General features: G+C 51.8%; 8 protein-coding genes. 4 read left to right on the plus strand and 4 right to left on the minus strand.

The genetic code is table 11. The features are described 5' to 3' along the window. The first annotated feature begins 109 nt into the window (after positions 1 to 109). The 4 genes from DCC81_RS05415 to DCC81_RS05430 all read left to right on the plus strand — a co-directional run bounded on the left by DCC81_RS05415 (position 110) and on the right by DCC81_RS05430 (position 4,337). The gene (locus DCC81_RS05415) at positions 110 to 928 is read left to right on the plus strand and encodes a porin family protein (RefSeq protein ID WP_108685555.1); all 819 of its coding nucleotides are present in this window, start codon (positions 110 to 112) and stop codon (positions 926 to 928) included. Between the two features lie 60 nt (positions 929 to 988). Next, positions 989 to 1,765 carry an enoyl-CoA hydratase/isomerase family protein gene (locus DCC81_RS05420; protein WP_108685556.1) on the plus strand — a complete coding sequence of 259 codons (777 nt, stop codon included), beginning with the start codon at positions 989 to 991 and terminating at the stop codon, positions 1,763 to 1,765. A gap of 62 nt (positions 1,766 to 1,827) precedes the next feature. After that, complete coding sequence (gene fumC, locus DCC81_RS05425) at positions 1,828 to 3,225, plus strand: class II fumarate hydratase (RefSeq protein ID WP_108685557.1); 1,398 nt, start codon at positions 1,828 to 1,830, stop codon at positions 3,223 to 3,225. A 110-nt stretch (positions 3,226 to 3,335) separates the two neighbouring features. Then, positions 3,336 to 4,337: a 2-hydroxyacid dehydrogenase gene (locus DCC81_RS05430; RefSeq protein ID WP_108685558.1), complete on the plus strand. Its 1,002-nt coding sequence runs from the start codon at positions 3,336 to 3,338 to the stop codon at positions 4,335 to 4,337. Between the two features lie 101 nt (positions 4,338 to 4,438). On the opposite strand, the gene DCC81_RS05435 is transcribed toward DCC81_RS05430, so the two are convergent. The 4 genes from DCC81_RS05435 to DCC81_RS05450 all read right to left on the minus strand — a co-directional run bounded on the left by DCC81_RS05435 (position 4,439) and on the right by DCC81_RS05450 (position 11,984). Then, positions 4,439 to 7,312 (minus strand): TonB-dependent receptor, encoded by a 2,874-nt coding sequence (locus DCC81_RS05435; RefSeq protein ID WP_108686473.1) that lies wholly within the window; start codon positions 7,310 to 7,312, stop codon positions 4,439 to 4,441. A gap of 245 nt (positions 7,313 to 7,557) precedes the next feature. Next, a complete protein-coding gene (locus tag DCC81_RS05440; protein WP_108685559.1) occupies positions 7,558 to 8,220 on the minus strand; it encodes a lipoprotein signal peptidase in 663 nt (220 codons plus the stop codon). 311 nt (positions 8,221 to 8,531) lie between these two features. Further along, positions 8,532 to 11,033, minus strand: a complete 2,502-nt coding sequence (locus DCC81_RS05445) for a bifunctional UDP-N-acetylmuramoyl-tripeptide:D-alanyl-D-alanine ligase/alanine racemase (protein WP_108685560.1) — start codon at positions 11,031 to 11,033, stop codon at positions 8,532 to 8,534. A gap of 24 nt (positions 11,034 to 11,057) precedes the next feature. Further along, positions 11,058 to 11,984 (minus strand): TerC/Alx family metal homeostasis membrane protein, encoded by a 927-nt coding sequence (locus DCC81_RS05450; protein WP_108685561.1) that lies wholly within the window; start codon positions 11,982 to 11,984, stop codon positions 11,058 to 11,060. Between the last annotated feature and the right edge of the window lie 101 nt (positions 11,985 to 12,085).

The following is a 12,085-nucleotide window of genomic DNA, read 5'->3' on the forward strand; positions in this document are numbered from 1 at the left end:
CGGGTAAGAGGCATTTTACCCGGGCGGGGCAGAAATTTTAGGGGAAAGCTGAAACTTTTTGGGAAGCCGGCCGTCTTTAAGATGTACTTATTCCAAAAAATACCCAATCATGAAACACCTTCATCCGCTGTACTATTTCCTTTTCTCCCTGCTGTTTCCCCTGGCCGGCAAGTCCCAGTCAGATACTTCCCGTGCCCATGATACCACCCATCGCGACCTGCACATGAGATGGGACCTCCGTGTGCATGACAATTACAGCGATGTGCCGGAACGCAAGGTCTATGTGACCTGGGGCGGCGATGGCCCCCTGCTGTCGTTTGGCAGCATTAAAGAGAACGGAGAGCATGTGCGCAACATTCCCCGTTTTTCTTTTTTTGTGAATGTGGGCAATAACTTCAACTACAATTTCAGCAAACATTTTGGGGTGTTCACCGGTCTTAACCTGCGCAATGTGGGCCTTATCACCAAGGAGAACGATTCCCTGAAACTCAAGCGCCGCGTGTATTCCCTGGCCATACCCATCGGCATCAAGCTGGGCGAGGTAAGGCATGGCACCATCATGTTCTTTGCCGGTGGTGAGTATGCGCTCAATTTTAATTATAAGGAGAAACAGTTCATAGACGGCGACAAGCGGCACAAATTCAATACCTGGTTCAGCGACCGCACGCCACTCTTCCAGCCTTCCGTATTTGCGGGCATCCGCTTCCACCCGGGCATTGGCCTCAAGGTACAGTACTTCCTCACCGACTTCCTCAATAAAGATTACCACGAAACTGTAGCTGGTGTAAAGACCTACCCCTATGCACAAACGGACAGTAAAATGTTTTTTGTTACCTTAAGCTATAATTTTGCGCGGCCACCACATGATCATTATGATGGCCGGTACAAGCATTATCATAAGCACGACCATAAAACATCCAATCCATAAAACGTCGCAGGCCGGTTGAATGCAACACAGACGGGGCTTGCGGCACAAACCTGCTTCCTCATGTATGCAACGCTGAATACCCAGCTGATTGACGGTACCTACCTCATTACGATCAACCGGCCTGATAAAATGAATGCCCTGAACCAGCAGGTGATGGCCGACCTGGCCCTGGCGGTGGACGAAGTGTACAGCCGTGACGACGTTAAAAGCGCCATCATCACCGGCGCGGGCGAAAAGGCCTTTGTGGCCGGCGCCGATATCTCCGAGTTCCTGCAACTCACGCCTGCAGAAGGCGCTGACCTGGCCCGGCGCGGACAGGTGATCTTCCAGCGTATAGAAAATTGTGTAAAACCCATTGTGGCCGCGGTGAACGGTTTTGCCCTCGGCGGGGGCTGCGAACTGGCCATGGCCTGTCATTTCCGCGTGGCCAGCGATAAGGCGAAGTTTGGTCAGCCGGAGGTGAACCTGGGCCTCATTCCCGGGTACGGTGGCACCCAGCGCCTCACGCAACTGGTGGGTAAAGGCAAAGCCATAGAACTGATGCTCACAGCCGATATGCTGCCTGCCACGGATGCCCTTTCCTGGGGCCTGGTAAACCATGTAGTGGCCCCCGATCAATTGCTTGCCTTCACCCAAAGCCTGCTGCAAAAGATACACGCCAAAGCGCCCCTGGCCGTGGCCCGGGTGCTCCAATCCGCCAATGCCGCCCTGGACAAGGAAACCGATGGCTACGCTTTTGAAATGAAATCCTTCGGCGAATGCTTTGGCACAAAAGACCTGCAGGAAGGCGCGCAGGCATTCCTGGAGAAAAGGCCCGCCAAGTTTACGGGGAACTGAGACAATTTAACCAGCTAACAAGCTAACAATCCCCTAACTTTGGCTCACAAAAAATCACAGATATGGAATTCAGAATAGAGAAAGACACAATGGGCGAAGTGCAGGTGCCGGTAGATGCCTACTATGGCGCACAGACGCAACGCTCTATTGAAAATTTCAAAATAGCACAGGATATTAACCGCATGCCCAAAGAGATCATCCGCGCGTTTGCTTACCTGAAGAAAGCCGCGGCCCTCACTAACCTGGATGCAGGTACGCTGCCTAAAGAAAAGTCAGACCTGATCGGCCGCGTGTGCGACGAGATCCTCGAAGGAAAGCTGGACAAGGAATTCCCCCTGGTGGTGTGGCAAACCGGTAGCGGCACACAGTCTAATATGAACGTGAACGAAGTAGTGGCCTACCGCGCCCACGTGATCAGCGGTGGTAAGCTCACCGATAAGGACAAGGTGCTGCACCCCAATGATGATGTAAACAAATCACAATCTTCCAACGATACTTTCCCTACGGCGATGCATATTGCCGCTTACAAAATGCTGGTGGAAACCACCATCCCCGGCATAACAAAGCTGCGCAATACCCTGGCAGATAAAGCCAGGCAGTACATGCATGTGGTGAAGATAGGCCGTACCCACTTCATGGACGCCACCCCCCTCACCGTGGGCCAGGAACTGAGCGGTTACGTATCGCAGCTGGATCACGGCCTGCGCGCCATCAACAACACCCTGGACCACCTGAGCGAGCTGGCACTGGGCGGCACCGCGGTAGGTACCGGCATCAACACCCCCAAAGGTTATGCGGTGAACGTGGCCAAGCACATTGCCACCCTCACCGGCCTGCCCTTCCGCACGGCCGACAATAAATTTGAAGCCCTGGCAGCACATGACGCTATTGTAGAAGCGCACGGTGCACTGAAAACCGTAGCGGTGTCCCTGATGAAGATCGCAAACGATATCCGCATGCTGAGCTCCGGTCCCCGCGCTGGCATCGGTGAGTTCTTCATCCCTGACAATGAGCCTGGTTCTTCCATCATGCCTGGTAAGGTAAACCCCACCCAATGTGAGGCCCTGACCATGATTGCGGCGCAGGTGATGGGCAACGACGTGGCCATTAACATTGGCGGCGCCACCGGCCATTTTGAACTGAACGTGTTCAAACCCGTGATGATCTATAACTTCCTGCACTCCGCCCGCCTCATTGGCGAAGGTTGCGTAAGCTTTAACGACAAGTGCGCGGAAGGCCTGGCGCCCATTGAAGCCAATATCAAAAAACACGTAGACAATTCCCTGATGCTGGTAACCGCGCTGAACACCAAGATCGGCTACTACAAAGCGGCCGAAATTGCGCAGAAAGCACACAAAGAAGGCACCACGCTGAAGGAAATGGCCGTGAAACTGGGCTATATCACCCCTGAAGAATTTGACGTGGTGGTAGACCCGAAGAAAATGGTGGGTGAGATCTAAACATCGCTTTTTCTCAAATCATAGACGGGCGCCGCGGACTTTCCACGGCGCCTTTCTTTTATGCTGCCGTTTTTCGTTACCTTCAGCGGGCACTCTTAATTCCCTCCGCTATGCAGGTTTTATTCTATAGCACCAAGCCGTACGACCGCAAGTATTTCGAGGCAGCCAACGCCCAATTTGGTTTCCAGTTCCGCTTCCTGGACTTTGCCCTGAATGAAGAAAACGCTGCCCTGGTAAAACAGGAAAAAGTGATCTGCGTGTTTGTGAATGATGTGGTGAATGCCGCCGTGATCCAGGTCCTCAAACAAAAAGGTGTAGCGCTCATTGCCCTGCGCTGTGCGGGGTTTAATAATGTAGACCTGGAAGCCGCTGCCAGTGCGGGTATCCGCGTGGTACGGGTGCCAGCTTACTCGCCCCATGCCGTGGCGGAGCATGCGGTGGCACTGCTGCTCACGCTGAACCGTCATGTGCACCGTGCCTACAACCGGGTGCGGGATTACAACTTTACACTGACCGGCCTGGAAGGGTTTGACCTGTTCAAGAAAACAGTGGGCGTGGTGGGCACCGGCAATATAGGCGCCGTGTTTGCCCGCATTATGCTGGGCTTTGGGTGCAAGGTGCTGGCTTATGACATTGCCCACAACGTGCTGCTGGAGCAGCAGGGCGTGCGGTATGTATCGCTGGAAAAGGTGTGGGCGGAAAGTGATGTGATCTCCCTGCATTGCCCGCTGAACAAGGCCACGCAGCATATGATCAATGCACATTCCATCAGCCAGATGAAGCGCGGCGTTACCCTCATCAATACCAGCCGTGGCGGGCTGGTAGACAGCCATGCAGTGGCTGAGGGGCTGAAAAGCAGGCACATAGGGGCTTTGGGCATAGATGTGTATGAGCAGGAAGAGGCCCTGTTCTTCCAGGACCTCTCCGGGCATATCATTGATGACGAAGTGATCATGCGGCTGATGACCTACCCTAATGTGCTCATCACCTCTCACCAGGGCTTCTTTACCAAAGAGGCGCTGACCCAGATTGCCGATATAACGTTAATGAATATACGCAGCTTCGAGAATGATGAGCTGCTGCTCAACCAGGTGAATGCTTTGCATCGATAAAAGGCACTGCATTGCAGGATGCAGGTGCGAATAAAAAGCAAGAGGACCGTATCACGTTTTTTGATACGGTCCTCTTTTTATGCAGCTGTTTTGGTTGAAGATCAGTCCTTTTTCTTCTTCTTAAATCCGCCGTCATAGGTGATGGTGGCGTAATAAAGGCCGCGGATGGTGGGGCCGCCCACGTACTGGTAATACTGGTGGTTGAAGATGTTGGAGCCACCGATCTTGATGTTGGAACTAATGTTGGGCAGGCGGTAAGTAACCTGGGCGTCAAAGGTGTTGTAAGCCGGTACGGTACCATTGCCAAACAGGTTTTGCCAGTAAAAGGATTTCTGCCAGTGCCACACCACGTTAAAACCCAGGTTGGGCACAATCGCGCGGTTGCCAAAGCTTACGTTGGTAAAGTATTCCGGTGTGTTGAAGCCTGGTACCAGTGCATCGTCTTTGGTTTTATCCTGCACCAGTTTGTTATAGTTCACATTGCCGCTCAGGCTCCAGTTGTGATCAAATTCGTAGGTGAGGGCCAGGGCAAAACCGTAGTTGGACACTGTGGAGGTACTATTGGCCCACACGCGGTAGCGGTTTTGTTGTGCCTTATCCTGCATGGCAGCCAGCAGCGCGCTGTCTTTCACGCTTACATTACCGTTTTTGGGCACTACCACGTCCACCTGGCCGATGAAATTTTTATAACGGCTGTAATAGGCGTCAAAATCTATGAAAAGACGGTTATCTGCCACCACGCTCTTATAGCCGGCTTCAAAGGCCTGGATCTGCTCCGGTTTAATGGGCCCCAGGTGAGACTGTTTAAGAATGTTCTGGTTCTTGGCTGCAGCATCCGGCTTACTCAGGTGTTCATTATTGATAGTGCGGTTTACCGCAGTAGTAAAGGCGTCTACTGTGGAGGTATAGAATGCATTTTCATAATAACCAAGGCCTTTTTCAATGAAAGGCAGGCCACCCACGCGGCGTACCTGGCCGTTGTTTACGAAAGAATAAGCTTCAAACAAAGAGGGGAAGCGGAAACCATTCTGCCAGGAGAAACGCACATTGTGCTTTTCGTTGAAGGTGTAAACAGCCGCCAGGCGGGGATTTACTTTGCCGCTGAACTGCTGGTTCTTATCATAGCGCAGGGAGCCGGTAAGTTTCAAGGCATCGGCAAAGAAGGTCTTGGCCACCTGTGCAAACCCACCATACTTGCCGTACCAGATGTTCTTGCCCCCAGGCTGGTTGCGCTCCGCCAGCGGACGGGTAAAGTCCACGAAGTTATTCCCATCCGGGAAGATCTCGAGGGTGCGGTAATCTGCACCCACCAGTACATCGGCAAATTTAATGTAGCGGCGCAGGTTCCAGATGCCTTCTGCATGATAGAAGTGGCTCTTCTGGTACAGGGCTGCACCACCGGTAGTATCTTTCGGGTTGCTGGAAGTAGGGTAAATGTCCCAGTCATTTACGTGCTGGATCAGGTACACCTGGCGGTCAAACGCCGCGGTACCAGGCGTAAAACGGCCTGCATCTGCAGCGGCACGTGCGGCACGGTGAGCAGCTGCCAGGTCATTGGGTGTTTTATCCTCCGCGTCATTGAGCGCTTTCAGGTAATCCGCTTTCCACCTGGAGTCTGACTTAAAGGATTTCTCCAGGTTGTCTGCCAGCGGGTTCATATTGTAAGAGTTGCCCGTGCTCTCCAGCGACATGTAAGCGCGTACGGTGAAATCCGGTGCGGTGAGCTCCACCTTGTGATTCTGCACCACTACATCGCGCAGGCCAATGCGGTTGCCGCGCTGGAAAAAGCCATCCATATCGCCCACGCGGTAAGCATAGGAAAGCTCTGTTTTAGGATTGATCTTGTAGTGCAGGGCCACATCCCCTTTGATATTCTTCACATGGTAGTCGCCGGCGAGGTCTTTTTCCCAGTAGCCGGTGCGGTGCACGTTAAAGGCGCGGTTATTTTTATCAATGATCTGGATGTTACTGTTATCACCGTATTTGTTCCAGGCGTCATTAGCCGGGTTATTGGCACCGCTCAGCTCGGGGAAGTCCGGGTTGGCAACAGGCTGCGGGTTAAAGTCGTTATGGTTATCTGCATACCAATCCGTGCCCTGCAGGTAGCTGAAATCGATCTTGAAGGCAAACTTGTCATTCCAGGCTTTTGCAAAGCGCAGGTTCGTTTCCGTAATGGGTTTGGGGCCGTCACCACCTTTGCCGTCAAAGTGGTTGAACGCCACTTTCTGCGATACGGAAAGGCCCTGGTATACAAACGGGTTTTTAGTAATAAGGTTAGACATACCATTGATAGCGTTCATGCCATACAGGGCGGAGCTGGCGCCCGGCGTGATCTCCACGCTCTGGATGTCCAGTTCACTGGGGCCAATGGCATTGCCCAGGGGTACGCCCAGGGTGGCCGCCTGGTTATCTACCCCATCCACCAGCTGCATAAAGCGGAAGTTGTTCGGCACATTAAAACCGCGGGTATTGAACACTTTAAATGTAAGGCCGGCGGTGGTCATCTGCACGTTCTTCAGGTTACCGATGGCATCGTAGAAAGTGGCGGCCGGCGTTTCTTTCAGCGCGCGGATGTCCAGCTTCTCAATGGCCACGGGGGAGCGCATCAGCTTCTCCTGCTGGCGGCTGGCAGATACCACCACCTCGTTTACCAGCAGGCTTTGGGTAGTGAGTTGTATAGCCAGTTTGCTGTTGGCATTGCGCACCTCAAATTCCTGCGGCTGATAACCAATGAGGCGGATACTCAGTTTAAAAGGCGGTTTCACGTTCGCCGTGAGTTTAAAATAACCGGCGCTGTCTGTCTGCGCCGCAAAGCTGCTGCCTTTGATCAGCACTGTGGCGCCGGGCAGGTAGTTACCCTGGTCGTCGGTGATGCGGCCATCAATAATGTAAGAGCCGTTCAGCTGTGCATGCAGCAGGGCCGTGGCCAGCAAAAGGGGGAATAATGCTACAAGGAATCGTATCTGTTTATTCATTTTGGTTGTGTGTGTGCGGTGGTCCATGGGGGTGGAATATGGATGAAATTACAGTCATTATAGGAAGAGCCTGGCTCAACATCGTTGATAATGAGGGGCTAATATTCTTATTTCCATAATAGTCTATAGATTTTGTGGACAAATATAAACCGCGTATCCGGAATTTCAAAGCAGGAATGGAAAAATGGTTGAAAACACAAAGCCCGGAACCATTGGTCCCGGGCTTTGACTAATATGCTGTTGGCTTACGCTGTATGTTCAGAAGCGGTGTTTACGGTTGCACCATCTGTTACCATGGGAGCCGTTTTCTTGTGCAGTAATTTTTTCTGGAACAGCAGGATGGCGATCACTCCCACGGAAATGCTGGCATCTGCAATGTTAAAGATGGGGGCAAAGAAGATAAAATGTTTGCCGCCGGAAAAGGGCACCCAGTTCGGCAGGACATCGTCATACAGGTGGAAGTAGAGCATGTCTACCACGCGGCCGTGCAGGAAGTGGCCGTAGCCGCCGCCGTTGGGCACAAACTGCGCCACCTGGTAATAGTTACTGTCCGTGAAGATCATGCCGTAGAACATGCTATCGATCAGATTACCGGCAGCACCCGCCAGGATGAGGGCGCCAAACACCAGCAGGCCGTTGCTATAGTTTTCCCGCACCAGTTTTTTCATGAGCCCAAAGCCCAGGATCACCGCCACCAGGCGGAAAAGGGTGAGCAGGATCTTACCGAAGTTGCCGCCAAATTCCAAGCCATACGCCATGCCCGGGTTTTCCAGGAAGTGAATGCGGAACCAGTTGCCGATCACCATAAACTCCTGGTCCATGGTCATATGTGTCTTTACCCAAAATTTCAATGCCTGGTCTGCTGCCAGTACCAACACCACAATCCAGATGACGTGCTTGTATTTCATGCGCCAAAAATATAAAAAAATGTATTAAGTATTAAGGAGTATGTAGTATGAAAATGCAGCATGGATATGCGTTTTACGAGATGTGGCCGCGCTGCGCCCGCATTTACATATTAAGTTAAATGCATATTAAATAAAAAACGGCGAATGTTCATCCTTTTGGGAAAAAACATCCGCCGCAGCGGAGGCCCGCGGCTTGGATCTTAGGGCTTGGGTCTTAAGTCTTAGGTCCCAGGCCTTAACAAGGCAAAAGCCGGATATTTTAATTATATAGTATGGTACCTAAGACCTAGGGCTTAAGACCTGAGACAATTTTACTCCTGGAAATACACCCGCTTCACGCGCTGCGAAATGCCGGTGAGTATTTCATAAGGAATGGTGCCGGCCCATTTGGCCACGTCATCCACGGGGAGGGCTTCGCCAAACACGATCACTTCATCCCCTTCTTCCACGTTGGGGATGTTGGTGATGTCCAGCATAAGCATGTCCATGGCAATGATCCCCGCTACCGGGGCCAGTTTGCCGTGAATGAGCATTTTGCCTTTACCATGGCTCAGGGCGCGTGGGTAGCCGTCTGCGTAGCCTATGCGCACGGTGGCAATGGCGGCAGAGGCTTTGGCTTTCCAGGTGGCGCCGTAGCCTACGGTTTCTCCTGCCTTGAGATGTTTTACCTGCGCCACAGTGGTTTTCAGCGTGCTTACATTGCGCAGCAGGTCTTTTATTTCATGGCTGCTGTCTACCCCGTACATGCCTATGCCCAGGCGCACCATGTCCAGTTGCAGGTCCGGGTGGCGGTAAATGCCTGCACTGTTCACAATGTGGCGGATCACCGCATAACCGAGGGCGCGCTGCAGCTCGTGGCTCATTTCGCCAAAGAGTTTGCCCTGCTTGCGGGTAAGGGCGTCCAGCTTGGGATCTTCACTGCCGGCCAGGTGGCTGAAAATGGATTTCACCTTCACCAGGTCCGTATTGGTAAGCACTTCGGCAAGGGCCGCAATATCTTTCTGTTCAAAGCCGAGGCGGTGCATGCCCGTATCGAGCTTGATGTGTACAGGAAATTCTTTTTTGCCGGATACCCGTACTTCTTCCAGGAATTGTTGCAACACGTGCATGGAGTAGATCTCAGGTTCCAGGTCGCACTGCAGGATGGCGTCAAAGGTGCTGGGCTCGGGGTTCATCACCATAATAGGCATGGTAATGCCGCCCCGGCGCAGGTCCACGCCTTCATCCGCATAGGCCACCGTGAGGTAATCCACCCCGAGGAACTGTAGCAGGTTGGCTATTTCAAAACTGCCGCTGCCATAAGAGAATGCCTTTACCATGGCCATCATCTTGGTATCCGGCTTCAGGTAGCTTTGGAATTGCTTTACATTATGCTCAATGGCGCTCAGGTTGATCTCCAGGATGGTCTGGTGGGCCTTTTGTTCCAGCCTTTTGCCAATGCGCTCAAACTCGAAGATGCGGGCTCCTTTGATCAGGATGGTCTCACTCTGGAATTCCTGCGGGTCGAAATCGCGGATAAATTCATCGGTACTGTTGTAAAACTGGCTCTTGAGATTTTCTACCAGCTGGAAGGTTTTCTTCTGGTGGTTGATATTTTTGCCAATGCCAATGAGCTTGTTGATACCGCGTTTCTTTAGCAGGTGGGCCACTTCTTCATACAGGGAGGCGTCGCTTTTGCCGCTTTGCAGGATATCGCTGAGAATGAGGGTGCGCGTAGGATGTTGCTGCTGTTGCTGCAGGAAATCCAGTGCTATGCTGAGAGAGCCCAGGTCAGAGTTGTAGCTGTCATTGATCAGGGAGCAGTTATTGATACCCTGTTTCAGTTCCAGGCGCATGGCTATATTGGTCAGGCTTTCCATCCGCTGGCGGATCACTTCCGGATCCTTGCCCAGGTGCAGCATAAGGGCCCAGCAGTGAATGGCGTTTTCAATGGAACCCTCGTCAATAAAGGGAATGCGGATAAAGTGCGGCTCGTTTTTATAGAGCGCATCTATGCGGGTATGGTTCTGGTTCTTATCTACGGAAATGATGCGCAGGTCTGCTTCCATCTTCCGGCTCCAGCTCAGGAGCTGCAGGCTGTCTTCCTTATCGCGCTTGCCTACGGTGTTATGAAAAGAGGAAACACATTCGTTGAGGATGGGGTAGTCTTTGCAGTAAATGAGCAACTCGCTTTTCATGAAGAGCACCAGCTTTTCATTCACTTTCTGGCGCACATTCAGGAAGCCTTCGTCATGTGCTTCGCCTACGTTGGTAAAGATGCCGATGTTAGGACGGATGATCTTTTCCAGGTTTACCATTTCACCGGGTTGGGAAATGCCGGCTTCAAAAATGGCCAGTTCATTTTCCGGTTTCATTTGCCACACGGAAAGCGGCACCCCGATCTGGGAATTGTAGCTTTTGGGACTGCGTACAATGTTGTAGTCCTTTTCCAGCAGTTGGTACAGCCACTCTTTTACAGTGGTTTTCCCATTGCTGCCGGTGATGCCGATCACCGGTATGTGGAACTGCTGCCGGTGGTTGGCCACCAGGGTATGCAGGGCCTGCATGGTATCTTTTACATGGATGATATTGGCCTTTGGATATTGTGCCAGGTTCACATCGTCGCTCACCAGGAAATTGCTGACACCCTTGCGGTACATTTCTTCCATGTACTGGTGGGCATTGCGCCGGGGGCTTACGATGGGAATAAACAAAGAGGTTTCCGGAAAATTGAGCTTCCTGCTGTCCAATAAAAGATGTTCAATGCTTGAAGACCCCGTCTGCTGCAACAATTCTCCTTTGAGGATCTTGCTGATACTTTCTGCGTTATACACTTTTTATTGTTTTGTGGCCCGTGTCTAACGGTCCGTTTTGCTGCTTCGGTAAAGCGAGTATAAAATGGCCCCCACCAGGCACACCACGATCACGATCAGCGATACATAGATGGGCAGGGTGAAGTGGAATATTTCAGCCAGCATTTTCAGCCCGATGAACACCAGCACAATGGCAATGCCATGCTGCAGGTAATCGAACTTATTTACTGCGCTGCGTAATAAGAAGAATAAAGAGCGAAGTCCAAGTACGGCAAAAATATTGGACGTATACACCACCAACGGCACGTGCGAGATGGCAAAAACGGCAGGAATACTATCCAGGGCAAACACAATATCCGTTACCGCCAGCATCACCACAACCACTGACAAAATAGTGAAATAGATCTTACCGTTACTGCGGATGGTAAAGCGGCCGGCCGGCTCCCCGTCACTGATGCGCAGGTATTTCCGCATAAAGCGGTACACCGCGCTTTGTTCCTTGTCGAACTCGGTTTCATGCTCAGCTGTAAACATTTTAATGCCGGTGTATACCAGGATGGCACCAAAAACGTATAGCAGCCAGTTAAATTTCTCGATCAGTGCCACGCCCACCGTGATGAAAATCACGCGCAGCAAGATCGCAATAAGAATGCCGATCAGGAGCACCCGGGGGATATTGCTTTCCCGGACCCGGAACGCGCCAAAGATCAGGATAAATACAAAGATGTTATCAATAGACAATGACCACTCCATCAGGTATGCGCTGATGTAGCTGATGGCCATGTTCATACCATTCTCATACCACATGAACCCGCAGAATGCCGCGGAAAGGCCCAGCCAGAAAATCGTTTGCCAGAGCGCCTTTTGCATGCTCATGCTGGCGGTTTTTTTACTGAGTAACCCCAAATCAAAAACAAGGGCTAGAACCATCACGATGCCAAAGATCAGATAGGTTAATTGGTTGGGAGTCATGCAGTATATCAATTAAAACGAGTTGCAAAGATAATGGATTAATGTCCACAGATCGCCCTTATGTGCAACCACAGGTTACACCGGCGCATAAAACTATCTCA

It is taken from the genome of Chitinophaga parva (assembly GCF_003071345.1).
Lineage (GTDB): Bacteria > Bacteroidota > Bacteroidia > Chitinophagales > Chitinophagaceae > Chitinophaga > Chitinophaga parva.